Genomic DNA, 26,029 nt, shown 5'->3' on the forward strand with positions numbered 1-26,029 from the left:
CAAGAGCCGCCTACTATCGACTGTCGAGGAAGCAACTGTGTTGCCTCCGACTGAGGCCGAACCCAAGCCGCAGGAAGAAAACGCTGTGACACCCAGCCCTGTAGGGCTGGTTCTGATTGGCATGGCCTGTGCAGTCCTGATGACTTTCCTGGCGCGCAGCTGATCGGTGATTTCACCATCGCCTTTACCGTGGTCGCCTGTATTTTTGCAGCCATAGTCGTGACCGCCTTCCGCCGGTTAGAGGGCTGATCAGAGCACAACTGGGCCATTGGTTGTTCAGACCCGTTCAATGATCTTCTCCCCGAACAATCCTTGCGGGCGGAACACCAGGAACAGCAGTGCCAGCACATAGGCGAACCAGTTCTCGGTTGCGCCGCCAACCAATGGGCCAATCCAGAATTCGAACATTTTCTCGCCCACGCCGATGATCAATCCCCCCACGATGGCGCCAGGGATCGAAGTGAAACCGCCCAACATCAGCACCGGTAGCGCCTTAAGTGCGATCAGCGACAGCGAGAACTGGACGCCCGATTTTGTACCCCACATGATACCCGCAACCAGCGCCACGAAACCCGCGACCGACCAAACCAGCACCCAGATAAAGTTCAGCGAGATACCAACCGAAAGTGCCGCCTGGTGATCATCGGCAACGGCCCGCATGGCGCGGCCCTGTTTGGTGTACTGCGAGAACAGCACCAGTCCGGTCACCAACAGCGCGGCCACCACGGTCGCCACCATGTCCAGATTGTCGATAAAGAAGCCGTAGAAATTGTCGCTGCCCAGACCGGCGGTCATATCTTCGATCCAGAACGAGCCCCCCTGCGGCAGACCAACGTCCAGTTTCTTAATCTCAGATCCCCACATCAAGTCTGACACACCTTCGAGGAAATAGGCCAGACCAATGGTCGCCATGAACAGAATAATCGGTTCTTGCCCCACCAGATGGCGCATCACCAATCGCTGTACCAGCCAGGCAAAGATTACCATCACACCAACAGTCAGCAAGATCGCCAGGAAGGCGGGAACGTGCCAGCCAAAGTGATGGATTTCAGTGCCAAATATGGCGTTGATGATATGGCTGAACGGCACCTGACCGTTCATGATCCCCACCAGAGTCATCGCCGCAAACAGGGCCATAACCCCTTGGGCATAGTTGAAAATACCCGAGGCCTTGTAGATCAACACAAAGCCCAGCGCCACCAGCGCATAAAGCACCCCGGCCATCAAGCCGTTGATGAAAACCTCGGTGGCGTAAAGAAACTGATCAGGCATCGTCGCCCCCTATTAAATCTGTCAGAAAATCAGTCATTGGAAACCCCCAGATAGGCGTCGATGACGTCCTGGTTGTTGCGCACCTCGTCCGGGGTGCCGTCGCCGATTTTCTTGCCGTAATCCATCACGACTACGCGGTCGGACAGATCCATCACCACGCCCATGTCGTGCTCGATCAAGGCGATGGTGGTGCCAAATTCGTCGTTCACATCCAGAATAAAGCGGCTCATGTCCTCTTTTTCCTCGACGTTCATGCCCGCCATCGGCTCGTCCAGCAAAAGGATAGATGGCTCGGCGGCAAGGGCCCGTGCCAGTTCGACCCGCTTCTTGAGGCCATAGGGCAGACGCCCGACCGGGGTTTTGCGGATGTGCTGGATCTCAAGAAAGTCGATGACCTTTTCCACGACGGCGCGGTTTTCAACCTCTTCGCGCTCGGCGCGACCCTTCCAGATTGCCTGAGAGAAAAGCCCGGCTTTCATTTCGCGCAGACGGCCGGTCATGACGTTGTCAAGAACGGTCATGCCCTCGAACAGCGCGATGTTCTGAAAGGTCCGCGCGATGCCCTGCTGCGCCACTTGATAGGGCTTCATCGGCGGGCGGCGCTCGCCCTTGTACCAGACCTCGCCCTCTTGCGGATTGTAAAAGCCCGAGATCACGTTGAGCATGCTGGATTTACCGGCGCCGTTGGGGCCGATGATGGCGCGGATTTCCCCCTGACGGATGTCAAAGCTGATGTCCTTGATCGCCACAACACCGCCAAAGCGCAGGGTGATGTTCTTCATCTCCATCACCACGCCGCCGATATTGCGGCCATCGGCGGTGGTGTAACCTTCTGGTGTCATGTCATTCATTCTGCTGCCACCTTCATGTCTGGCACATCGGCAACCGCCGCGTCGCGGATCGTCAGCGTCGCACTGATCGAGCCTTTGCGCCCGTCTTCATAGGTCACTTCGGTTTCGGTGTAGATTTCGTTCGATCCGTCATATAGCGCCGTTATCAAATCCTTAAACTTTTCCTCGACGATCCGGCGACGCACCTTGCGGGTGCGGGTCATTTCGCCGTCATCGGCATCAAGTTCCTTGTGCAGGATCAGGAAGCGGTTGACCTGACAATGCGACAGCATCGGATCGTCCGCCAAAGAGCGGTTGACCTCTTCGACATGGCCTTGGATCGTATCAAGCACCATCGGGTTCCCGGCCAGTTCCTGGTAGGAGGCATAGCCGATATTGTTGCGCTCGGCCCAGTTGCCGACCGCCGTCAGGTCGATGTTGATAAAGGCCGTGCAGGCCTCGCGCTCGTTGCCAAAGACCACGGCCTCAAGGATGTTGGGATAGAACTTCAGCTTGTTTTCCACGTATTTCGGCGCGAACAGGCGGCCGTCGGCCATCTTGCCGACATCCTTGGCGCGGTCGATGATGCGCAGGTGGCCGTTGTCCTTGTCAAAGAACCCGGCATCGCCAGTCGCGACCCACCCCTCGGAGTCCTTGGTATCGGCGGTGCTTTCGGGGTTCTTGTAATAATATTCGAAGGTGCCGGGGCTGCGATAGAACACCTCGCCATTCTCGGCGATGCGGATTTCCACGCCGGGGGCCGGTACGCCCACGGTATCGCTTCGCACCTCGCCATCGGGTTGCAGGGTGATGAACACCGACGCCTCGGTCTGGCCGTATAGCTGTTTCAGGTTGATGCCCAAAGAGCGATAGAAATCAAAGATTTCCGGCCCGATCGCCTCGCCTGCGGTATAGCCGACGCGCACCCGGCCAAGGCCAAGGGTGTCTTTTAGCGGCCCATAGACGAACAGGTTGCCAAGCTTGTACTTGATCCGATCCCAGGCGCTGACCGCCTTGCCGTCAAGAATGGCCGGACCAACCTTGCGGGCATGCGCCATGAAGGTGTCGAACAGCCACTTTTTCATGCGGCTGGCGTCTTCCATTCGGATCATTACATTGGTGAGCTGGGTTTCAAACACCCGCGGCGGGGCGAAATAATAGGTCGGGCCGATCTCGCGCAGGTCGGTCTGCATCGTCTCGGCGCTCTCGGGGCAATTGACGCAGAAGGCGCACCAATAGGCCTGGCCGATGGAAAAGATGAAATCGCCGACCCAGGCCATCGGCAGATAGGCCAGAACCTCTTCGCCAGCCCCGAGATGATCGAAATCCGAGGATGAGCGCGACGCCTCAATGATATTGCGGTTCGACAGGACGACGCCCTTGGGCTTGCCTGTGGTGCCCGAAGTGTAGAGCATCACGCAGATGCTGTCATAGTTCAGCTTCGCACGCCGCTCCTTGAGGTCGTCAAGGAATTCTTCGCGGGCGGCACGGCCCTGGTCCTGAATATGGCTGAACTGATGCAGCTTGTGATGATCGTATTTGCGCAGGCCGCGCGGATCGACATAGATCATATGCTCAAGCTGGTGCAGGCCCTCCTGCACTTCGATAAGCTTGTCGACCTGCTCCTGATCCTGAACGATGGCAAAGCGGGCACCGCAATGATCCATCACATAGGCCATCTCTTCGGCGGCGGCATCCTGATATAGCGGCACAGGGACTGCACCGACCGATTGCGCCGCAACCATGGACCAGTAAAAATACGGACGGTTGCGACCGATCACGGCAATGAAATCGCCTTCATTGACGCCGAGATTGATCAACCCAAGCGCAAGCGCCTCGATTTCCTTCTCGGCCTCGGACCAGGTCCAGCATTGCCAGATACCGTATTCCTTTTCCCGATAGGCGGGTTTGTCGCCATATTGGGTCGCGTTACGTTGCAACAGCGCCGGAATGGAATCCATTCCGCCGGTCGCCTGAGACGGCTGTGCCAAATTTTCTCCTCCCATATGTCCGCGCTGCGAACAGGTGACCGCCTTGGGGCGATTCTTCCCTCTCCCAAAGGGTGCGTGTTTCATGGTCGGCGTCAACTTTTTCCTGAACATTTCCCAAATCTTACGAATTGTAACAGGCATGCCGATGCGCTTGACATGTCCCGGCCGGGGCCGGAAACCGGGGTTGGCAACAGCACTACAGGACACCGCATGACCCAAGCCCGGCTGGAATTCTGGTTCGATTTCGCATCGACCTATTCCTATCTCAGCGCGATGCGACTTGGCCCGCTGGCGCAAAAGTCCGGGGTCAAGGTCGTCTGGCGCCCCTTTCTGTTGGGGCCGATCTTTGCCGCGCAGGGATGGACCACGTCACCGTTTCGGATTTACCCGGCGAAGGGCCACTATATGTGGCGCGACATGACCCGCCGAACGCAAGCGCTTGGCCTGCCGCTGAAGAAACTGGACAACATGCCGCAAAACAGCGTGCTCGCCGCGCGGGTGGCCCAACTCGCGCTTGGCACCGAGCATGGCGTCGCATTCTGTCAGGCGGTTTTTTCCGCCCAGTTCGGTCAGGGTCGCGACATTGCCGAGGTGCCAGTGATCAGGGACTGCCTTGAGGCGACCGGCCTGTCGGGTGATCTCGTCGACAGGGCCGCGCAGGATGACAACAGGCTTGTCCTGCGCCGCAGCACCGAAGAGGCCATGGCGCGCGGGATCTTCGGCGCACCCAGCTTTATCATCCAGGACGAACTTTTCTGGGGCGATGACCGGCTTGAAGAGGCCTTGGACTGGGCCGCCCGGCATGCTTAGATCAAAACCCTCAGAGCGGGGACGCAAGTAGATGCAGCCAACTGGCGGCCAGACAGAAGAAATGACGATTGCAGGGCTGAACCTTATTCAGCAGGCCCTGACGATCTATGACCGCAATCTGCGGCTGGCGGTCTGCAACCGGCGGTTTCAGGAAATGTTCGACCTGCCACAGGGGCTTGTGACACCGGGGGCCGATTTTTCCGACACGATCCGCTATCTTGCGATGCGCGGCGATTATGGCGATGTCGGCGATATTGATGACTTCGTGCAAACCCGCGTCGAACAGGCAAGCACCTTCGAGCGGCACTACATGGAGCGCACCCGCGCCAATGGCCGCACCATCAGCGTGGAAGGGTCGCCCCTGCCGCAGGGCGGTTGGGTGACGGTCTATACCGACATCAGCCGCACCAAGCAGCAAGAGGCGCTGTTGCGGGGCCGCTCCGAAGAACTGTCGGATCAGCTTTTGACCTATTCCGAAGAACTGGCCGCCACCAACCGCCAGCTTGAATCGACCATCACCGCCCTTGAAGAGGCCAAGCGGCAGATCACCGAGGCCGAGGCGCGCACGCGCCTCACCGCCGAAATGATGCCCGCCCATATCGCGCATGTCGGCCCGGATCGCTGTTATACCTATTCCAACCGCCGCCTGACCTCGGTGATGCCGGGCTCTAAGGCCGAGATCATCGGGGTGCATGCCGCCGAGGTTCTCGGGGCGCAGCCCTGGTCGGTGATCGGACCACAGCTTGACAAGGCCTATGCCGGAGAACCCTCGGTGTTCGAGTTCTCGCACGAGCCAAGCTCTCGCCGGATCAGGGTGGCGCTGACGCCGGACCAAAGTGCCGGCGGGGTCTATATCCTGTCGATGGATATCACCGAGGAAAGCCAAACCCGCGCCGCCCTGCAACAGACCCGGCGCCGCGAAATGGCGGCACAGCTAACCAGCGGGCTGGCGCATGATTTTTCAAACCTTCTGACGATCATTCTGGGCATGCAGTCGCGGCTTGGCCGGATGGGGCTTCCGGCGCAAGCGGATGAGCTGATCAATGCCACGCTGGCGGCGGCGCGGCGCGGCGGCGGTCTTTTGAACCGGATCGCCGATATTACCGGGCCGCGCGAGCATGAACCGGTGCCGACCGATCTGGTGGCATTTCTTGCCGATCTGGAAACGCTGGCCCGTTCGGCGCTTCCTGCAGGCATCACCCTTGGCATCGAAAACATCGACGCCAGCGATCGCTATCTTCTGGATGCCGGGATGTTGCAGGATTCGCTTTTGAACCTGTTGCTGAACGCGCGCGATGCCTGTGGCAGCCGCGGCAGCATCACCCTGACGGCGACGGCGTTGCAGGGCACCTGGCTTGAATTCGCGGTCACCGATACCGGTCCCGGCTTTACCCCCGATGCGCTTGTTCATGCGCTTGATCCGTTCTTTACCACCAAGGGCGGCGAGGGCTCGGGGCTTGGGCTTTCGATGGTCTATGACATGACCAAGCTGGCCGGCGGGCGGATTGCGCTTGCCAATGGCGACCAAGGCGGGCGCGTCTCGCTGCGCCTGCCGCTGCGCCCGGCCGGGGCGACACGCCCGCCGGGCCTTGTGCTTTTGGTCGAGGACAGCCCCGATCTGCGCAGCACCCTGCGTGACATGCTGCGCAGCGCCGGTCACAGCGTGATCGAGGCCACAAGTGTGGATGAGGCACAGGCGCTGATCACCGAACTGCCCGAGATTTCCGCGGTGCTCTCTGATATCGTGCTTGAGGGGGACAAGACCGGGCTCGATCTTGCCGCCCTGCCCCGCCGGGCCGATTGCCCGCTGGTTCTTATGACATCGCTGCCGCCCGACGATCCGCTGCACCGCGTCGCCGCAGGGGCGGGCCCGGTGTTGCGCAAACCCTTTACCGCGACCCAGCTTGACGCGGCCCTCAACACCGGAGTTCGCCCATGACCGCGCCGCTTGTGACCATTCTGGATGACGAACCCGCCATCCGCAGCATGTTGGCCGATGCGCTGAACGAGGCCGGGTTTCGCACCATGGCCTTTGGCCGCGCGACCGAATTCGAGGCCGCCCTGCGATCGACAACGCCCGATGTCTGCCTAGTCGATCTGTCGCTGCCCGATCGCGACGGGCTGACGCTTGTGCATCGTCTCGCGCTTGAACAGGGGGCGACGGTAATCATCATTTCGGGCCGCGCACAGGTGCAGGACCGGGTGACCGGGCTTGAGCTTGGGGCCGATGATTACATCATCAAACCGTTCGATCCCGCCGAGGTTGTCGCCCGCATCCGTGCCCGCCTGCGCCGCGGCGCGCCAAGCCCGCAAAGTGGCGAAACGGCGCGGTTCAATGGATGGGTGGCGCATTTCGACCGCTATATCCTTGAGGATGACACCAAAACGGAAACCCCGTTTTCGCATGCCGAGGGCGAGGTTCTCCGGCTGTTCCTGGAACGCCCCAAGCGGCTTATTTCCCGTCAGACCATGCAAGAGGCGCTTGGCGGCGCCGCCAGCGAAAGCTTTGACCGGGCGATGGATGTGCGCATCTCGCGGCTGCGCACCAAGCTTCGGGAAGACCCCAAGAACCCGCGTCTGATCAAGACGATCTACGGCGCGGGCTATATCTTTCTCGGCGATGTGGTCTGGGGCTGACTCAGGCGGCAAAGACGCGCCGATGCTCGCGAAAATAGGCCCGGAGCAGGGCCCGGAATGCGCTGACCTTGGCGCCGGGCCAGACATCGGCATGCGCCACCGCCCAGATCGGGGCATAGGGGCTTGGCTCCATCACCGGCACCTGTACCAGCCCCGGCGTGCCGCGCCCGATGAACATCGGCATGCGCACCACACCAAGCCCGGCCTGCGCCGCGCCGATCATCGCGATCATGTCGTCAAATCGCGCCCGCACAAAGGCGCGCCGATTGCGGGCAAGGGCCGCCTCGGGCACGCCCTTGGTCTGGTCATAGACGATCCAGCCGGTGGCGGCCTCAGGCGCCTGCGCAATGCGGCGGGCGATCTCGGGGCTGGCGAAGGCGGCGGTGTGCTGATCGCAAAGACGCAGACCTTTCAGGGCATCGCCGGGGTTCGCACTGACGCGTATCGCAAGATCGGCGCGGCGACGGCCAAGATCGACAAGGTCATTGGCGGAATTGACCGACAGATCGACCTCGGGGTGAAGCGTGCAGAACCTGTCGATGACATGCACCAGATGCAGGTTTAGCAAAATCTGCGGCGCAGTGATGACCAGCGGGCCGCGCAGGGTCTCATCGCGGCCCTGTAACTGGCGCATGAGGGCGTTTTGGTGCTGTTCCATCTGTTCGGCGTGGCGCGCCGCCAAAAGGCCGATGTCGGTCGGGCGATAGCCCTCGGTCAGACGCTCGAACAGTTTTTGGCCAAGCGCCTCTTCGGCCCGCGTGATCCGCCGTGCGACGGTGGTGTAATTCACGCCAAGCCCCTGGGCGGCGCGGCCAAGCGTGCCTTCCCTGACCACCGCGAGGATGGTTTTAAGATCGTCCCAGTCGATGTCCATGCATGCGTTTTCGCACGCATGATACGCAAATACACGCGTTTTCGCACTTCTCGTCAGGTTTTATCTAGGCCTCTCACCACTCACGGAGACAATACCATGATCTATGCCTACGCTGCTTTAACCATCACCAACCCCGATTCACTTGCCGCCTACCGCGAAAAGGCGGGCGCGGCGCTTGCGACCTATGGCGGAAGCGTCGTTACGGCCAGCAAGGAACCCACCGTTTTGGACGGGGCACCGACACTGCCCGATATGGCCGCAATCCTGGCCTTTCCGGATCGCGAGTCCGCGCTTGGCTGGATCAACGACCCCGAGTTGGCAGATGTTCACGCCCTGCGCCGGGGCGCAGGTGGCTCGGACGCCATTCTGTTGGGCTGATTCCGGCGCTTGGCGGGCGCGGCGGCCGGTCACGGCTGACAAGCGACGCGCTCGCGCCGCCCGCGCCCCATGATCCATTTGGAGATTTGCCGTTTATGTCCTAGCAATGGGTAGAAGGTTTCATGGCGCCAACGGGATTGTGACCCCATGTGCCATGCCTTCAACTTGTTTATTGCGCGACCGGATTAGATTTACCTCCAAACACTTTTCCCGATCAGGGCAGATACCATGAGCCAAACCAGCACCGACCCGACACAAGGCATGTCAAAGGCCGTCATGGGGGCAGCGCTCGTCTGGCTGGCGGTGATCGTCTATGCGTCGGCAAATTCCATCGTGTCGCTTCTGGCCGATATAGGACGAGAGCACCCGGTTATGGGGCGCAACGCCATCACCCTGTGCAATCTACTGTTTCTCGGCTCGCTGCTTTCCCTGATCCCGATGGGGTTCATGTTCTACAAGGACTGGACGCTGGCGAACCTGCGCAAGCTGACGCGCAGGGACTGGGGCGTGTTGTCCCTGTCGGCGCTGTTGTCCTCAGCGATCACACCGGCCCTATTCTTTATCGCGCTCGATTACACGACGGTCACCAATGTGGTGCTGATAGGGCGGATCGAACCGCCGCTGTTCCTGCTCACGGCCTATCTGATCCTCGGCGAAAAGCTTGACCCGTGGGCGTTTGGCGCCGGTCTGATCGCGCTCGGCGGGGCGCTTGCGATGCTTGTGATGAACAGTGAGGGCATGTCGTTTGAATTTGGCCGTGGCGAGATCGCGACGGTCTTCGCCACCCTGTCCTTTATCGCCTCGACCATCGTCAGCCGGGTCGGTCTCGGCGGTATTCCACTCGGCATCTTCTCGATCTATCGCACCGTCGTGGGCACGATCATTTATTATTTTCTCGCGATGTACCTTTACGGCGCGCTGCATTTTCAGGACATTTTCGCCGGTATCGTCTGGAAATGGGTCTGGGTCTATGCGGTGGTGGTTATCATCGTCGGTCAGTTTTCATGGACACTCGGCCTGAAATACGCGCGCTCGGGCGATATCTCGCTGGCGACATCGTTTTCCCCGGTCGCAGCGCTTATCATCGCCATGCTCATGTTGGGCGAAGATCCCGGCCCCGGCCTTGTCCCCGGCGGCGCGATCATCCTGATCGGGATCGGAATCGGGCAATTCGGCCGCCTGCGCCGCCAAAAGGCCGAACGGCGCGCCGCACAGGCGCGGAAGATGGATGTTGACGACGCGTTGGAAATCGAAGGGCGGGTCAATTTCAAAGGCGCCTGATCGCGATGACCGACGGACTGGCGATGCCTCTGTCATATCAGGGAAACATGGTGCTGCTGGGGAGGATTGAACTCTAGGTGTTTCTTTTTATATCATTGAATTAATTGCATAAAATTTACCCCTGATCAAGGGCCGTGTAGGAGTTTTGTGGTACACGTTTCAGAGTGGGGCGAGGGCGCGTGGGCGGTGCCTTGACGAATTCCTCGGGCACTTCTCAAGGGAGCGTTAAGGACAGTGTCAGTGCCTGCCGCTTTTCATAGATTTGTGCTTAGTCTACGAACAGCAGAGATAAAACAACCCAAGGGCAATAAATCCCCAAGATGCGTGACTGAAACTAGATAGTAATTATTGGAAAGAGCAAAGCTTACAATGACTTCAGAAATATGCGTAATGAACCGAATGAGCGTGGTACTAGCCGCAGACAGTGCTTCGACGATCTCTTACTACGATAATGGCAAACTCCAGCAAAGATACTTCAAAGGCGCGAACAAAGTGTTCCAGCTATCCAACGCCCATCCAGTTGGCTTAATGATCTACGGGAACGCTGAAATTATGGGCGTGCCTTGGGAGCTGGTAATAAAAGCTTTTCGCAAGCATTTGGACAATAGTTCATTTGATTCCGTTGAGGGCTACGCAAAAGCCTTCCAGCAGTTTCTTAATGATAGCCAGCAATTCTTTCCTAAAGAAAGCCGTGACGAGAGCTTCAAGAACTCAATCAAGATTGAGACCGCGATCTGTTGCAATGACTTCAATAACAGAGCGGCGGATGACGCAGAGTTTGACGAGGGGCATCAACTTGCCACGCTTGAAGAACTACTTGCTAATCTAGAATTTAAAAATGGGTTGGATCAAGAATTCCTTGAACGCCTCTTGCATGAGTGGCCGAATGACATCCTTGAAGAACTGAAGAATGATGAAAACGGACACTTCCATCAACATTTCGCGGACAGAACAGACGCGCAGCTACGCAAAATTATAGAATTAGCAATCACTCTCAAAGCTAAAAAGCTTCATGAAAGTCCGACCGGCCTAGTTTTTGCAGGTTTTGGGGACTCCTCAGTATATCCCGAGATGTACGTGGCAAAAAACACTGGCTTTTTGGAACGAGAGTTGATCATGGCAGACATTGAAAAAGAGCTGATTTCCCATGGTATGGACTCATACATTTCAGGGTTCGCTCAATCATCAATGGCAGACACATTTATCATAGGTTTTGACGAACAAGCCTTTGGGACTATTCAGGGGGTTCAGCGCCAAGCTTTACCCGATGTGCTTGATCCTTTTGTCACGAAGTTGGGTGGTAGTATTGAACGAACCGAGCGCGGCGCTGTACTAAAAGATGGCGAAGGCAATGTTTTGTTCGATGAACAGAGCTTTAGTGATGTCACGACAGAAGCTCTACGGCCTGTTGGGAACAAAATTCTCGGGGAGTCGCGACAGAACCACGGGGAGCCATTGGAGCGCGTCATTTCGATGCTTCCGGTGGAAGAAATGGCTGAACTAGCCGAAACGATGGTCGATTTGCAGTCGCTTAAAGAAAAAGTAACGCGCCCTAGTGAAACTGTCGGGGGGCCAGTGGATGTGGCAATCATAACCAAGAACGAAGGGTTGATCTGGAAGAAGCGGAAGCACTTCTTCGACATCAGCTTAAATCAACGGTACTTGCAAAGACTTCACACAAAGGATTAAGTGAACTTGTTGGGAGAAACCATGATTACTCTTTGTGAACTAAGCTCAATGCCTTCACACCAAACTGCTGATAAGCGGGCTAATGGTGATGTATCTTATCGTGACGAATATAAAGAGTTTGTCCGCAAAATCAGGCAGCAAGCGTATCAGGAAGGTTCAATTGATGATCTGTTACCACAAGGCAATGAGGAACCTAGTTCTGCGCTTGAACTGGTCCGGACTTTGACCGGCGCGCGAGCCGTTTGACTAACAACCTGGCTCAAAATAACAATTACTGTATGAAGTATGCCCTCTCAGATTGACGCCTGATTAGGGCTTTGCTCTATTCTACCGCTGGAGTTGATCTTAAGCCGAAAAATTCTTCTAAATCGATGAGGACGCGTCACGGTAGTCCCACTGCCCGTACTTTAAGCGGCCGGAATTAAATCCATGCGGCACCCCAGCGGTTGCCCGATTAATGGCGTTAGCGACTACGTTTTCTGGGGGGCAGCCCTACCCAATCCAACCGGCGACAAACCCGGCGACGAAACACGTACGATGCACGACATTTCATTGTTGCCACCAGGACAGGCACTGCAAATTCAGGGCGTTATGGGGCCTGCAGTTCACGACACGGTTTTTGACGTAAAGGTAAGTTGGACTGAAATGCCCGGCGCCTCCGACCGCGAAACCCTCGCATACAAGATCGAAGCGAAGGACGGGTTCAGGGGCGGATGGAACACGAAGGGCACCCATCACGTCGCCGAAGAACTTGAGAAAATACGCAAAAAGCTTCCTAAAGCGTGAAAGAAACGTCGGTTGCAACGGTAAACACAAGTTAGGGTGAGTTACATTTGGCGCTCACGCCAGGGTTGTAAGACGGCGAGAGCAAAAGATTAGCATGCTGTCTTACGGCGACAAAATACGAGGTGCCGAGTAAACATACAGGGAGGCCCACGAACAGGCCACCCGTCATTTCTTCAAACGTGCGCAACGGCAAGCTCAGGGCCGGTAGCGCCAAAGCCGACACGCCGTTTCTCATTACGGGGACCGTGAAGTGCCGCCATTGGGTGTTTTGATCGTCCTAAGGTCTTGCCGGATGTCGCGCAGGAGGTGGCCGATAATTTTTCTAAAGGTCTCGCACATGATCAGGCCACCTTACTTGCTGCCGCGAACGCGATGGCGTCAACTTCCTCGTTTCTGGCATCGCCATTGTGCCCGCGCACCCAAGTCCACTTGACATCGAGACCCTCGCAGACAGCCACGAGCGCCTCCCATAGGTCACGGTTCTCAACCGGCTTTCCGCTGGATTTGCGCCAGGCATTGCGCTGCCAATTGGGGAGCCATTCCGTCATTCCTCCTATGAGGAGTTGGCTGTCGGAGTACACGGTGATTTGGGCTTGCTCGTTCCGCTTGATCTTACCCAGACCACGCAATGCGGCAGTCATTTCCATGCGGTTGTTCGTCGTGGCTGGGGCGTGCCCGCTAAGGAGGGCTTTCTTGACCTCCTCATCATCAGCATAGCGCCTGACCGCTGCGGCCCAACCGCCGCGACCGGGGTTATTCAGGCAGGAGCCGTCGGTGTGGATGGTGATTTTTGTGTGTTTCATTGGGATGCTTTCTGTGTTTTGGGAGATGTGCCTGTTCCGTCGTATTTCCGAACCGGAATTTTTCGGGAGCTGTTTCCCCGCCACCAACTTTGGCAGCGTGGGCCGTTTGGAAGGATCAAGCTGTCAGGACGTCTGCATCGGGCAAGTCCAAATGCCAGTTCAACTCGAACTCGAAGTTGTCGACGTGGAACATGATGCTGCCATCGCCGTGTAAAACGGCCCCAATGCTCTCAACTTCGTCGACGGGCATGTAAATCTTCATCAACTCGAAGAGGTCATCGGGAAGTTCGTCGATCAGCACCATGCTAGGGTCGGTGATTAACTTCCGAGCGCCTGCGAAGAGACGGGCGATGAGGTCTGCGTTTTTGGCGGTGGAGAGTGTCTGCTGTGACATATTGAGGAACCTTGTGTTGTTATGTTCGGAAAATGGCGGTGGCGTCAGTTGCCGTTGCCGCCAAAGTTTTCGTGGTTGACGATGGGGTGGAGACCAGCGGCCATCAGGGCAGCCAAGACCTCGGCCCGAGAGATTTCCTTCCCGGTTTTCTTGAGGTGCAGTTTTTGGAGAACTTCCACCACGGCGATCTGATCAATACGCAGGCTGATGTTGATCCATGCCGCCTTGTTCTGACCACGGCGCGAGCGGGCAACGGTGGCGTGGGTCTCCTCGGCTGTCATCATGTCGATTATGGGCAGGAACCTGCGGGCCTTTTGACGCAAGAGACGAGACCAGTAGTGGCGGCGGCGCACCCCCAGCTTAGAGGCGTCGGTCTTCGTCGGGCGGGTGTAGAGGGGGTCTTTCATTGGGGTTTCCTTTCGTCGCTGTGACGGCTGGGAATCATTGAGGTGCCCCTCGGGTGGACCGAGAGAGCGCGTGCGGATGGTGTTGCGGTTGGAGTCGCCGAGGTCGCTGGCTCAAAAGTTTGCGGCGGCCTTGAGTAGTTCCTGCATGGTCTGTTTTGAGGAAGCTTGAGGTGGCTCTGGGAAGACCCCGAAGTCGTCTTCCTCGTCGATCACCTCGTCTCCGTCATAGGGCACAAACGGCGCTGGACGGGCAGAACGCACGCCGCCTTTGCCCCCGCACCAGCAGCGGCCAAGGCCTTCCCAATCGGAGGGACAGAGGCAGAACTCGACCTCATCGGGTCGGATTGGAGTGTTATCGACCAGACCTCGATAGGCAGCCATCGGTCTCAGCGGGTCGAGGGGACGGCCCTGCTCATCCTCATCCACAACGGTGACGATCTTACGGAACACCGGCTCCAACGTCTCAGGTGCCTTGCGGGCTGGAGACCACACCTCTGCATCCGCGCCATCGGGCAAGAGCGTTTCCTTGACCCATTCTGCGAACGGCCATGCCTTGAACGGGTTGTGACCCTGCGTCTTCTTTCCATAGGCCAACTCGAGGATGGCCCTCGGGCTGACCAGAGAGCCACCGTTGCGGCGACCATCGGTGAACCTGAACGGGGTGTCTTTGATCTTGATGACGTCTGGAGGAGCGATGCGTTGGAGCATTCGACCGTAGCCACCGCTTTTGTGCTGTGGAAAGCCCATCGCCGCTGCCGCCTGCGCTCCTGATAGCCACAGGTTTCCGTTGGTCTCAATCACGTCGAGGTCTTCTCCCGCGTAGGCGACCACCTTGTGCGTGAAGTCGTCAGTGAAGATGAGTTGACCATCATCATCGGTGAAGTCCGCCATAGCGTTCTCCTTTCTTACCTTAAGGGGATTGGTGGGTATTTTCGGGTGGGTATCTCGAGGGTGGACCTGATGGGCATGCTGCTGTCGCAGGGTCACCATTCTGAGGCTTGAACCCGGACTGCGCCCTGAAAGACCAAGGCGAAGATTGTCATCTCTGAGGTGGTGTTCGTATTGCTTCGTCTCCGAGGCGAAAGCCGAGAACTGGGTCTTCCCAAGGCGGAGCCCATGATCGGGCGTGCTCAGGGCAAATTCAGCGATGCTGGGTCACCTGACGAGGCAACACCACCGGGCGTCCTACTCTACGAAGAAGGAGAAGCCGGTCTCTTCCTTACCATAGGGGGATTGGTGGGTATTTTCCGGTGGGTATCTCGATCCGCTCCGTCTCTTCCATGAAGTTGTGAAAGTCACCGTTCGCCCTGTCTCTCACGTCCACTTAAATGAAACCCGCGAGGCTGACCCCGGTGACATGATCGGCACCGACAGCGCACCTCACGGGTACAACAATGAGCAGACCCGAGGCAGTAGTGCCTGGAGACCGTCCTATGGGCATCAGCCGCAATCGGGGGAGAAATTGCCAGTGATGTCGATGAGGTCCGGTCTCAAGTATGTCGAGGGGGTGGGTTAATTGCATCAAGACACAGCGAAGGACGAAATCACAGGGGAGCACATCCCATCAGCGCAATGCTGGACCTGTCTTCACGTCGCCCTCGTTGAGAATGCGATAGACGCTCGATTTGCCGATGCCGAGGGCCTTGGCGATCTTGAGTGGCGGCATGCCCTCACGCGCCAGCTTCATGACCTCGTCCGCTTTCGCCATAGCTGTTGGTTTCCGGCCCTTGTATTTGCCGTCGGCCTTTGCCTTGGCAATGCCTTCGCGCTGCCGCTCCAGCATGATCTCGCGTTCAAACTGCGCGATGCTGGTCAGCATGTTGAGCATCAGTCTGCCATTTGCGGTGCTGGTGTCTATCGCACCGTCGAGGATGCGTAGTGCAACGCCCTTGGCTTCGAGCCGCTCAGTGATCTTGACGAGGTGCGCCACCGAACGGGCCAACCGGTCCAGCTTCGTGACCACCAGAACGTCGCCCTTGCGGGCAAACTTTATGGCCTCCTCCAGTTTTTCCCTCTTGGCCACATCAACGGACGAGACCTGTTCAGTGAAGATTTCTTCACAGCCAATGTCGCTGAGGTCGCGTTGCTGCGCTTCAAGACCTGCCTTCTGATCGACTGTGGATGTGCGAGCGTAACCAACAAGCATGAGCATTCCTTCCAATTAGAGTCTAAGACTTAATCAGAAATAATTCCCAAAATGTCAATATAATTTCTATGGGAAGCATTCTTAGGCTTGCCTAGGCTTCCCGCACACCCAAGGCCTATTGGGAATTTGTGAGTTCTTCTTGGTTAAGAATCTACGTTCCCAGCAATAATCCGTAGTACATCGGCCACGAACTTGCGGCCTTTCGGAGACAGGTAGAGCAGTTTCTGGCGGCGATCTTCGAGGCTCTCGTGCCACTCGATCAGTTCCAGACCCGGCTTGCCTAAGCGGTGGACCTTGGATAAGGCCGCGAGGTTGCGGGAAGACGTGGAAGACGCCATGCCCAGACTGTCCCTAAGTTGCTTCTGTGTCTTACCCTCGTTCAGGGCGACCCAAGCGAGGACAGCCGTTACCTCAATCTGTGCCTGACGAATTTTTGCGATTAAATGAAACGCAACCATCATTATGAACATCTTCTGCCGCTATTTTTCGACTTAGGTTTACCGTTTCTGTCCTCACTCGTTCAATTTCACTACAAAGCCACGGAAGCGTTTGAGCAATTTCTTCAGCGCGCTCCAGTTCAACCTCCAGCCAACGCAATTCAAATTAGGCTTCGGCAAATTGCAAATCCTGTCCGTTCAGCAGTCTATTTGCCTCTGCCGGGTTAAGAGACAGGCGATCATTCCGTGCCATCAGATAGTTCATCTGGTTTCTTTCTTCGCTTCTGAGTTGAGGGGGTCCGTTCGATTAATCTGAGATCAACCGAAGGTAGAGATCGGTCGGAATCTCGATCATCACAACGCGACCTAGGTTTGCAAATGTTGCAACTTCACCTCCCTCTTTATCGATTTTTACAAAGGAGTTCTGGCCGACACTTGGCGAAGCCATCCCGAGTTCGAACCAAGTTGTCGCTGTCTCGTCCGACAACAAACACCAGTCGTCAGTGCCATCTTCATAAGTAATCCTGACCTGAGATACTAAGCGAGACACCGCCTGTTCGTCCTCTAGGCGGCTAACCAGATTCTGACACTGTTCCCATGTCTTCCCTTTGGCCTTGATATCAGGCCAGTTTTCTAGCGCCCTGTACACCTCTGGGTGCTCGAAACTCGGCATGGCTTCAACATCATCCGAGATCAGTTGGAATCCTCTCAAGTATGAGGGATTAATTAGTAGAAGTCTGTTATTGAGGCTCCATGTGCTCAACCAGTCTGAGCTATTGTTGGCGTTTATCGGGCCAGTAGCTTCAGCCTGAGATAGCAATGTCTTGCGAGCATTTAGTCCGATAGGATACTCGCGAGTGCCACAAGTAGTTTTTATGTGTAACGTTCCGTACGCCCCCTCAGAACCGACGGACGAAAACGGACTGGACATTAGGCCCTCGGCCCCTGTTTCCCAACCAAGCAGTTCGTCCGCAGTGCATTCGAGCACGACGCAAAGATCTCGGATTTGATCAACGTTCAGGATAGTCTTCCCGGTCTCCCATCGGGCAACTGTCTGCTGCGTGGTATTCATCTGCTCTGCCAACTGCTTTTGCGTTAGGCCAATACGAGAGCGGAATTCTTTGAGTTTCATTACGCACCTTTTGTGTTTCGTACACACTAAATAGGTTTACGCGATTGACGCGTCAAGTGTGTTCTTAACACTTTAAGTGTGTTTTGTTTGAGCGCTCCAGAAAAACACCAACCCCGACCCTATGCACCGGCGACAGCTGGTCGGCTCCAATTCGGAGACTCGGGCACACAGGGTTACCTCGATCACAAGTGGGCATCTTGTTCTAAAAGGTTCTGCTCTTGGACTTGGTGTTTCCACAGGCCAATGTCAGCACGAATGAACGGCCTCGAACTGAATTTCGCAAATGCTCTTTTGGCTATACTCTATTGAACACTGGCGTTTGTCTAACAACTTTAATGTCATGGGGCTACTTCAATGCTACTCAAGTAATCGGAAGGTGTAAGACAGATGAAGCCATTAAGTGAACTACCCGTTCTATCGTCATGGATTGCGCGTGAATACCGTTGGCAGGTTCAACGAATGGGTCCAGCCCCCGAGGAGCCAAGACCAAAGTCAGAGGCACGAGAAATCTTCGCGAATGTCAGGCAGGGCGATGGTAAATACGACGAGGCAATCGCCGCTGTGATGTGGCATTGCGGTCTAACGGCCGCTGCCGCTGAGGAGGCAATCGGCGACTATGTCACAATGGGCAGGATAAGCAGCTAAGAGCCGGTGTTCTGTCCGCCACAATGTGTTTGTCGACAGCGGCATGGATTGGATTGATACGCGCCGGGGTGCCCCACGGGGGGAATGCGCGGGCAGCCTTATCTATCTCGACCTGTCAGATTTTTGCGGTGAAATAAAATGAGCTTCTCTGAAAAGCCGGCTCAACAGGGTTACGAAGGTTGCAACCGATGGGCGATGTGCGCAATCCTGCCCGAAACAACTGGCAGAGAAAGCAAAAACAACATGAGCAGTGCCGACATCAAGTCGCTGGGGTCGTTCGTCTGGTCCATCGCAGAACTCCTTCGCGGCGACTTCAAGCAGTCCGAGTATGGCAAGGTCATCCTGCCCTTCGTCGTGTTGCGCCGTCTGGACTGTATTCTCGAAGAGACCAAGCCCGCTGTTCTCGACATGGTCGAAACGCTGCCAGACGACATGGACGATGAGGCCCGCGACACGTTGCTGTCAGGCGTGGTGGGACAGAACATCCAACTGTACAACAAATCCCGGTTCACCTTCGCGTCGCTCAAAGGGCAAGACGCTAAGGACATTCACAAGAACCTGATCAACTACATCACCGAGTTCTCGGGCAACGTCCGTGATGTATTTCTCGACAAGTTCCTGTTCACGGACCAGCTCAAGCGCCTGAACGATGCGGGGCTGCTGTATCAGGTGTTCGACCGCTTCACCCAGATCGACCTGCACCCGAATGCGATCTCGAACCTAGAGATGGGCTACCTCTTCGAAGACCTCATCCGCCGGTTCTCGGAAATCTCCAATGAGACGGCAGGGGAGCATTACACGCCGCGCGAGGTCATTCGCCTGATCGTCTCGCTACTGCTGATCAACGACAAGGACGCGCTGACGGGGTCTGGCGTCATCCGGCAGGTCTACGACCCGGCGGCGGGCACCGGCGGGATGCTGTCCATTGCCGAAATGGAGATGAAAGAGTTGAACGACCGCATCCGCGTCGAACTCTTCGGCCAGGAACTGAACCCGGAGTCATTCGCTATCTGTAAGTCCGACATGCTTGTGACGGGTCACAACCCCGAGAACATTGCCTATGGCAACACGCTCACGCAGGATGCGCACAAGGGCAAACGCTTTCACTATATGCTGTCCAACCCGCCCTATGGGGTCGATTGGAAGAAATACGCCGACCCGATCAAGGACGAGGCGGTAGAGATGGGCATGGACGGGCGCTTCGGGGCGGGTCTTCCCCGTATCTCGGACGGGCAGCTTCTGTTCCTGCAGCACATGATTTCCAAGATGCGCAACGACGAACAAGGGTCGCGCATCGGTATCGTCATGAACGGGTCACCGCTGTTCACGGGTGGGGCCGGGTCAGGCGAAAGCGAAATCCGCCGCTGGGTGCTCGAGAACGATTGGGTCGAGGCGATCATCGCCCTGCCGACTGACCTCTTCTATAACACGGGCATCCAGACCTATGTGTGGCTGCTGACCAATCGCAAGGACAAGGCGCGGCGTGGCAAGGTGCAACTGATCGACGCCAGCGGGGAACGCTTCTGGAAATCCATGCGGAAATCCCTTGGGTCGAAGCGCCGGGAAATCCCCGAAGATGCGACCGAGGAAATCGCGCGCATCTACCATGACATGCTGAACGGCAACTCGGGCTGGGAAGACATGTCCAAGATCTTCGACAGCACCGACTTCGGGTATCGTGAAATCCGCGTGGAGCGCCCCCTCAAGCTGGCCTTTCAGGTGACCCGAGAGGGGTTTGAGGCTTTGCGCGATGCGAAGCCCTTCCAGCGCCTTGGGGAAGCGGAACAGCGCGGCGTGATGGAGGCCCTACTGGTGCACCTGCCAAAAGACGAACGGTGGATTGACCGGGATGACTTCGACAAGGCGCTGACACGCGCGCTCAAGGCGGCTGGGGTCAAGGTGAGGGCACCTGTCCGAAAGGCCATCCTGTCGGCGCTGTCGGAACGCGATGAGGATGCCGAGGTCTGCACCGATGCGAAGAGCAAACCGGAACCCGACACCGATCTGCGCGATCATGAACTGGTGCCGCTGGGTGAAGACTGGCGAAACTATTTTCAGCGCGAAGTGCTTCCCTTCGTCCCCGATGCCTGGGTCGATGAAACCCACACGGACGCGAAGGATGGCAGCGTCGGGCGTGTTGGTTATGAGATCAACTTCAATCGCTACTTCTACAAATACGTTCCGCCCCGCCCGCTGGAAGAAATCGACGCCGAATTGAAGGCGCTGGAAGCAGAGATCGCAGGTCTGCTGCAGGAGGTGGTTGAGTGAACTCTCTATTCCAATCGATCCCGGACGGATGGCAGCGAACGACGCTTCGACATCTTGCCCAAGGACCGAAGAACGGCGCTTGGGGTAGTGAAGCGGGCGAGGATGAAATCGACGCAATATGTGTCCGTGTTGCCGACTTCGACTGGTCACGCTTGACACTCAAACTGGACGATCCAACCACCCGTTCCTTCAAGAAGCAGCAGTTCAAGAACCTTCAACTTCGTGGCGGTGACATTGTTATCGAAAAATCAGGTGGCGGCGAGAAGACGCCTGTTGGCCGGGTAGTCTCGTTCGACGAGAACGTCGAAGCGGTCACATCAAACTTCGTTGCAAGAATTCGCCCCCACAAGGACGTTTGGAACCGCTTCTTTCTCTATCTACTCGCTGCCCTTTACGTGAGCGGATACAGTCACCAGTTCATCAAGCAGAACACTGGTATCCAGAACCTTGACGACACGAACTTATTTCGAAGCGAAGTATGGGTCCCCGACCTCGCGACCCAACGCCAGATAGCCGAATTTCTGGACCGTGAGACCGCAAGAATAGACCTGCTGATCGAGAAAAAGCAGCGGTTGGTGGCGTTGCTGGGGGAGCGTGAGGAAGGCACGTTTATCGAACATGTGACGGGCAAAGACCTGCCCTACGAAAAGAAGCACTCCGGTGTTGAGTGGATTAAAGAAATCCCGAAACATTGGTTCGCACCGAAATTTACCCAAATTGCAAGACAGGAAACTGGACATACTCCCAGCAGAAAGGTCGAAGGATATTGGGTTCCCCAAGACTGCGTTATACCTTGGGTGTCATTGGCGGATGTCTGGCAAATCCGTGGGGGCCAAGCAATCTACATTTCGGAGACCTCCGAGAAGATCAGTGAGCTGGGCATGGCGAACTCTTCAGCGCGACTATTGCCCAAGGATACTGTAATATTATCCCGCACCGCGTCGGTTGGTTTCCCAGCGATCATGTCTGAACCGATGGCAACGACACAGGACTTCGCGGCTTGGATATGCGGTAAGCAGATGAGGCCACTGTTTTTGTATTACGTATTGAGATCGATGAAGCCCGTGTTCCGACGCTTAATGATGGGGTCTACCCACCAAACGATATACATGCCGGATATTCGTTCTTTCCGCACTCCGCTCCCACCGCTCGTGGAACAGGATGCAATTGTTTCGCGCCTTGCGTCGACAATCCAAGTATTTCGGCAATCATCTGAGACATTAACCAAATCCATCGACCGCCTCAAGGAATACCGCTCCGCCCTGATCACCGCCGCCGTCACAGGTCAGATCGACGTGCAGACCTACGCCAAATCTGGCACCCCTGACCGCCGCCTCGAAGCCATTCAAGAGGAGATGGGCGCGTGAACAGGTTCTTCCTCAAGATACACGGCAATGACACCCACTGCCCCGGCGGTTTTGGTGGCTCACGGAACAAGTCGGACTGGGAAGGCAGCACGATTATTCTTCCCAAAAGGGGGCCGGTTCTCGCCCGAAAGGAAGACAACAAGACAGATCAGACACTCAAGGCTGGGGACGAGCTTTGGATTTGGACGCACGAGTCGTCAGGTGGGCGCGGCTTAACCGCAAAGGCGATCGCTGGGGAGGTGCCTGATAGCGAAGCAAGCAAGTTTGTGGTGCTGCACAATGTCGAAATCGCTCCGAGGCCTTTCGATTACCGTGGTTTCCCCGAGGCTCCTGTAAACGGACGCGTGACGGGGTCACGGTTTCTGGACTACGCATCAACCCAAAGACCGAGCGCAGTCTACCTCATAGAAGATGTGGACTACCCAGATTTCCTATCCGTGGTCCAAGAGCGGGGCTGGGCCGGAAACAAAATCCCTGCCCCCTCGCCACATTGGGAGGAAGAGGTCCAGAACCACAAGGACGACTTGTTGGCTGGTCTGGAAGACAGAAAGGCAGCGATGCTGAAAGCAAGGTCGGGACAGGGCCAATTCCGCCGCGACCTGATCAAGCGTTACAATGGGAAATGCGTGGTCACGAAATGCGCCATCCGCGAGGCTTTGGAGGCAGCCCATGTGATGCCGCATACGGGAGACCCGAAGTGGGACCATGCGGACAACGGCGTGCTCTTGCGCCGTGACTTACACGCGCTGTTCGACGACATGCTGTGGAGCATCGACCCAGCTTCCAACACACTGCGCATCGCGGACCGCTTGAAGACATCGGGTTACCGCAAGCTCGATGGTCGGCAGATCGATCACCAGATCGCACCGGCGCTGCTTTTTGTGCACTTCGAGAAGTTCCAGAATGGTGGCGCAAATGACTGAGACCCACACCACCGCCGACATCCATCAGGAAAAAGTCTTCGAGGCGCATATCGTGTCCTGCCTGACCTCTGAGCAGGGTTACATCGAACGGGACTGTCCGGCAGATTATGACGTTGCCCTCGCGCTGGATACCGAGTTGCTGTTCCGGTTCCTCATGACCACGCAACCTGACGCATGGCAGGTGCTGCAGGACCACTACAGCGCGCAGGCCGAAGCCGAAGTTCTGAAGCGTCTTGAGAAGGCCTTGAAGGAGAACCCGACCCACGTCGTGCTGCGGGATGGCATCAAGCTGGTCCCCAACATCCGCTTCGCTCTGTGTTTCTTCAAACCCGCATCGAACCTTAACCCCGACCTAGCGCGCCTCTACGAGGCGAACATCCTGTCCGTGATGCGTCAGGTGACCTATTCGGCAAAGAACAAGAACGCCATCGATCTGGTTACCTTCGTCAACGGCATCCCGGTTACCACGCTTGAGGTCAAGAACCTGCTTACCAAGCAGAACTTCAAACATGCCGAACGCCAATATCGCAAAGACCGTTCTCCCAGCGGCGAACCTCTGCTGACCTTCAAACGCGGCGCTATCGTGCACTTAGCGGTGGACCAAGACAACGTGTCGATGACGACCCGGTTGCTGAATGGAAAGACCCGCTTCCTGCCGCTCAATAGGGGTCGCGATGGTGGTGCTGGTAACCCGGATGTGCCGGGAGAGAACCGGACAGCCTACCTCTACAAAGACCTTCCCGAGGGCAACGCCATCCTCTCTCGCGAGGTTCTGCTGGACCTGATTGGCCGCTTCATCCACCTCGAACGCGGCGGCGGCAAGGAAGTGCTGATCTTCCCCCGCTTCCAACAACTGGATGCCGTGCGCAAGCTGCTGGCAGATGCGAAGGCCAACGGCGCTGGGCAGAACTACCTCATCCAGCACAGTGCCGGGTCGGGCAAATCCAACACCATCGCCTGGACAGCACATCAGATCATCAACCTACATGACGATGGCGACAAGCCGCTGTTCGACACTGCCATTGTCGTGACCGACCGCCTGGTGCTGGACAGGCAGTTGCAGAACACTATCGGAGGTTTCGCCCAGACGGCAGGCGTCGTGAAAAAGATCGATGGAACCTCGCGCGATCTGAAGCAGGCCATCGAAGACGGTGCCCGCATCATCATCACGACCATCCAGAAATTCGGCACGGAGCACCTTCAGGCCATCTCGGGCCAATCCTTTAGGAACTTCGCCGTGATCATCGACGAGGCGCACTCGTCACAATCCGGTAAGGCGGCCCAAGCGATGACCGATGCGTTGACCCGAGAGGCCAACAGTTCGGATGACATCGAAGACCTGATACTTGCCCATCAGGCGGCGCGGGGGCCGCAGAAGAACATCTCTTTCTTGGCCTTCACGGCAACCCCCAGGAATGTGACGCTGGAGCGGTTCGGTCGGATTGGCTCGGACGGAAAGCCGCATCCATTCCACCTGTATTCCATGCGGCAGGCTATCGAAGAGGGCTTCATCCTCGACGTGCTGCAGAACTACATGACCTACAAGGCCTACTATCAACTCGAGAAGACCATCGAGGATGACCCGGCCTTCAAGGGCCGAAAGGCACAATCACGCGTTGCCCGTTATGCGTCCCTCCACCCGACAGCCATCGACCAGAAGGTCGAGGTGATCATTGAACATTTTCGGCGACACGTTGCCAAAGAGTTGGGTGGGCAAGCCAAGGCGATGGTCGTCACGCAGAGCCGCGAACACGCCCTTCGCTATTGGCAGCAGATCAACCGCTATATCGAGGACAAAGGATACTCGGACCTGAAGGCATTGGTCGCCTTCTCAGGTGATCTCGAAGTTGATGGCGCAAGCTGGACCGAAGCAACCGCGAACGGCTTTGCAGAGACCGAGCTTCCAAAGCGGTTCGACGGAGACGAGTTCCAGATTCTTGTGGTTGCCGAGAAATACCAGACCGGGTTCGACCAACCGAAACTCGTCGCGATGTATGTCGACAAGAAACTTGCGGGCCTGCAGGCTGTTCAAACGCTTGCTCGGTTGAACCGGACACATCCCGGCAAGGCCAAGACCTTCGTGCTCGACTTCCAGAACACCACGGAAGAGGTCAGGGAAGCCTTCGCGCCGTTCTTCGAGGCGACGGAACTCGAGGAGCGCACCGATCTCAACCAGATTTATGACCTTGAACAACGCATCTCGAACGCGTCCTACATCGCCACGGATGAGGTTGAACGGTTCGCGGAACGGTTCTTTAAGGGGAGCCTATCCACCCAAGACAGGTTGGAACTGGAGGGCACCGTTCGGTTGGCCGTAGAGCGTTTCGTTCTGGATGAAGACGAAGCGCAACAGGAGGAGTTCCGGCAACTCCTAAAGAGCTTCCAGAGGTTCTACTCGTTCGTGGCTCAGGTGGTTTCGCTCAACGATGCATGGCTGGAAAAGCTCTATGCCTACACGTCGTGGCTGTCTCGCTTGTTGCCGTCGCGCGATGTTCCTGCCGATATTACCATCACGGACGACATGCTGACGCTTTCGGCCTTCAAGCTGCAGAAAGACGAAGAGGGCAGCGCCTCGCTTGCCAAGGGCGACACAAAGACGCTCGACTCGATCACCGAGTTCGGCGCGAACCCTTACACTGAGGAAGAAGAGAAATCGCTCTCAGAGATCATCGACTCCTTCAACGAGCGGCATGGAACGAACTTCACGCGCGAAGACTTCCTACGCTTCGAACGGGTGAACCGCGAAATTCTCAATGACGAGATGCTCGACATGATGCGGAACAACCCTGCTGACGTCGTCTACAACGCTTTCTCGCAGGCCTTCTTTCAGGGGATGGTCAGGATGTTCCAGCAGGACAACGAAATGCGCAGCGTGGTCATGACCGACAAAGACGCACGGGAGCAGGCGACACGACATTTCTTCAAACGGGCACAGCGGCAGGCTCAGGCTAACTGATAA

Annotated in this window: 23 protein-coding genes; 12 read left to right on the forward strand and 11 right to left on the reverse strand. The window is 56.9% G+C overall.

Annotated elements, in window-relative coordinates:
• Positions 1 to 276: 276 nt before the first annotated feature.
• Genes QZ522_RS04900 through QZ522_RS04910 form a run of 3 tightly spaced genes read right to left on the reverse strand, consistent with a single transcriptional unit; the run spans position 277 to position 4,063 of the window.
• Complete coding sequence (locus QZ522_RS04900; protein ID WP_294608250.1) at positions 277 to 1,272, reverse strand: branched-chain amino acid ABC transporter permease; 996 nt, start codon at positions 1,270 to 1,272, stop codon at positions 277 to 279.
• A gap of 29 nt (positions 1,273 to 1,301) precedes the next feature.
• A complete protein-coding gene (locus QZ522_RS04905) occupies positions 1,302 to 2,123 on the reverse strand; it encodes an ABC transporter ATP-binding protein (RefSeq protein ID WP_294608252.1) in 822 nt (273 codons plus the stop codon).
• Complete coding sequence (locus QZ522_RS04910) at positions 2,120 to 4,063, reverse strand: AMP-binding protein (RefSeq protein WP_294608318.1); 1,944 nt, start codon at positions 4,061 to 4,063, stop codon at positions 2,120 to 2,122. The genes QZ522_RS04905 and QZ522_RS04910 overlap by 4 nt, the downstream gene beginning before the upstream one ends.
• Positions 4,064 to 4,303: 240 nt before the next feature.
• Between QZ522_RS04910 and QZ522_RS04915 the strand changes: the two genes are divergently transcribed.
• The 3 genes from QZ522_RS04915 to QZ522_RS04925 are packed head-to-tail and all read left to right on the forward strand — an operon-like array spanning position 4,304 to position 7,540.
• The gene (locus QZ522_RS04915) at positions 4,304 to 4,903 is read left to right on the forward strand and encodes a 2-hydroxychromene-2-carboxylate isomerase (RefSeq protein ID WP_294608254.1); all 600 of its coding nucleotides are present in this window, start codon (positions 4,304 to 4,306) and stop codon (positions 4,901 to 4,903) included.
• Between the two features lie 31 nt (positions 4,904 to 4,934).
• Positions 4,935 to 6,842 (forward strand): PAS-domain containing protein, encoded by a 1,908-nt coding sequence (locus QZ522_RS04920; RefSeq protein ID WP_294608257.1) that lies wholly within the window; start codon positions 4,935 to 4,937, stop codon positions 6,840 to 6,842.
• Entirely contained in the window at positions 6,839 to 7,540 is a 702-nt protein-coding gene (locus QZ522_RS04925) for a response regulator transcription factor (protein WP_294608259.1), read from the forward strand. Before QZ522_RS04920 ends, QZ522_RS04925 begins: the two co-directional genes overlap by 4 nt.
• A 1-nt stretch (position 7,541) precedes the next feature.
• On the opposite strand, the gene QZ522_RS04930 is transcribed toward QZ522_RS04925, so the two are convergent.
• Complete coding sequence (locus QZ522_RS04930; RefSeq protein WP_294608260.1) at positions 7,542 to 8,414, reverse strand: LysR family transcriptional regulator; 873 nt, start codon at positions 8,412 to 8,414, stop codon at positions 7,542 to 7,544.
• Positions 8,415 to 8,510: 96 nt separating this feature from the next.
• On the opposite strand from QZ522_RS04930, the gene QZ522_RS04935 reads away from it, so the two are divergent.
• The 5 genes from QZ522_RS04935 to QZ522_RS04955 all read left to right on the forward strand — a co-directional run bounded on the left by QZ522_RS04935 (position 8,511) and on the right by QZ522_RS04955 (position 12,548).
• Complete coding sequence (locus tag QZ522_RS04935) at positions 8,511 to 8,792, forward strand: DUF1330 domain-containing protein (protein WP_294608263.1); 282 nt, start codon at positions 8,511 to 8,513, stop codon at positions 8,790 to 8,792.
• Positions 8,793 to 9,020: 228 nt separating this feature from the next.
• On the forward strand, positions 9,021 to 10,073 hold the full coding sequence (locus QZ522_RS04940) for a DMT family transporter (RefSeq protein ID WP_294608265.1): 1,053 nt from the start codon (positions 9,021 to 9,023) through the stop codon (positions 10,071 to 10,073).
• Between the two features lie 399 nt (positions 10,074 to 10,472).
• Entirely contained in the window at positions 10,473 to 11,762 is a 1,290-nt protein-coding gene (locus tag QZ522_RS04945; protein WP_294608267.1) for a hypothetical protein, read from the forward strand.
• Positions 11,763 to 11,768: 6 nt separating this feature from the next.
• Entirely contained in the window at positions 11,769 to 12,008 is a 240-nt protein-coding gene (locus tag QZ522_RS04950) for a hypothetical protein (RefSeq protein ID WP_294608270.1), read from the forward strand.
• Positions 12,009 to 12,191: 183 nt separating this feature from the next.
• Positions 12,192 to 12,548, forward strand: coding sequence for a hypothetical protein (locus QZ522_RS04955; RefSeq protein WP_294608272.1), 357 nt, complete (start codon positions 12,192 to 12,194; stop codon positions 12,546 to 12,548).
• 341 nt (positions 12,549 to 12,889) lie between these two features.
• On the opposite strand, the gene rnhA is transcribed toward QZ522_RS04955, so the two are convergent.
• From rnhA to QZ522_RS04990, 7 genes are all read right to left on the reverse strand, one after another.
• Complete coding sequence (gene rnhA, locus QZ522_RS04960) at positions 12,890 to 13,351, reverse strand: ribonuclease HI (protein ID WP_294608275.1); 462 nt, start codon at positions 13,349 to 13,351, stop codon at positions 12,890 to 12,892.
• Between the two features lie 115 nt (positions 13,352 to 13,466).
• Entirely contained in the window at positions 13,467 to 13,745 is a 279-nt protein-coding gene (locus QZ522_RS04965; protein ID WP_294608277.1) for a hypothetical protein, read from the reverse strand.
• Positions 13,746 to 13,789: 44 nt separating this feature from the next.
• Entirely contained in the window at positions 13,790 to 14,152 is a 363-nt protein-coding gene (locus QZ522_RS04970) for a hypothetical protein (RefSeq protein ID WP_294608281.1), read from the reverse strand.
• Positions 14,153 to 14,263: 111 nt separating this feature from the next.
• Complete coding sequence (locus QZ522_RS04975; protein ID WP_294608283.1) at positions 14,264 to 15,043, reverse strand: hypothetical protein; 780 nt, start codon at positions 15,041 to 15,043, stop codon at positions 14,264 to 14,266.
• A gap of 673 nt (positions 15,044 to 15,716) precedes the next feature.
• Complete coding sequence (locus tag QZ522_RS04980; protein ID WP_294608285.1) at positions 15,717 to 16,298, reverse strand: recombinase family protein; 582 nt, start codon at positions 16,296 to 16,298, stop codon at positions 15,717 to 15,719.
• A gap of 143 nt (positions 16,299 to 16,441) precedes the next feature.
• Positions 16,442 to 16,759: a MarR family winged helix-turn-helix transcriptional regulator gene (locus QZ522_RS04985; protein WP_294608287.1), complete on the reverse strand. Its 318-nt coding sequence runs from the start codon at positions 16,757 to 16,759 to the stop codon at positions 16,442 to 16,444.
• Between the two features lie 283 nt (positions 16,760 to 17,042).
• On the reverse strand, positions 17,043 to 17,867 hold the full coding sequence (locus QZ522_RS04990) for a helix-turn-helix transcriptional regulator (protein WP_294608290.1): 825 nt from the start codon (positions 17,865 to 17,867) through the stop codon (positions 17,043 to 17,045).
• A 783-nt stretch (positions 17,868 to 18,650) separates the two neighbouring features.
• Between QZ522_RS04990 and QZ522_RS04995 the strand changes: the two genes are divergently transcribed.
• Genes QZ522_RS04995 through QZ522_RS05010 form a run of 4 tightly spaced genes read left to right on the forward strand, consistent with a single transcriptional unit; the run spans position 18,651 to position 26,026 of the window.
• A complete protein-coding gene (locus tag QZ522_RS04995; protein ID WP_294608293.1) occupies positions 18,651 to 20,780 on the forward strand; it encodes a class I SAM-dependent DNA methyltransferase in 2,130 nt (709 codons plus the stop codon).
• Positions 20,777 to 22,147 carry a restriction endonuclease subunit S gene (locus QZ522_RS05000; RefSeq protein ID WP_294608296.1) on the forward strand — a complete coding sequence of 457 codons (1,371 nt, stop codon included), beginning with the start codon at positions 20,777 to 20,779 and terminating at the stop codon, positions 22,145 to 22,147. Before QZ522_RS04995 ends, QZ522_RS05000 begins: the two co-directional genes overlap by 4 nt.
• Entirely contained in the window at positions 22,144 to 23,070 is a 927-nt protein-coding gene (locus QZ522_RS05005) for an HNH endonuclease signature motif containing protein (RefSeq protein ID WP_294608299.1), read from the forward strand. Before QZ522_RS05000 ends, QZ522_RS05005 begins: the two co-directional genes overlap by 4 nt.
• The gene (locus tag QZ522_RS05010; RefSeq protein WP_294608303.1) at positions 23,063 to 26,026 is read left to right on the forward strand and encodes a DEAD/DEAH box helicase family protein; all 2,964 of its coding nucleotides are present in this window, start codon (positions 23,063 to 23,065) and stop codon (positions 26,024 to 26,026) included. Before QZ522_RS05005 ends, QZ522_RS05010 begins: the two co-directional genes overlap by 8 nt.
• Positions 26,027 to 26,029 lie beyond the last annotated feature (3 nt).

It is taken from the genome of uncultured Roseovarius sp., assembly GCF_913054395.1.
Taxonomy (GTDB): Bacteria; Pseudomonadota; Alphaproteobacteria; order Rhodobacterales; family Rhodobacteraceae; genus Roseovarius.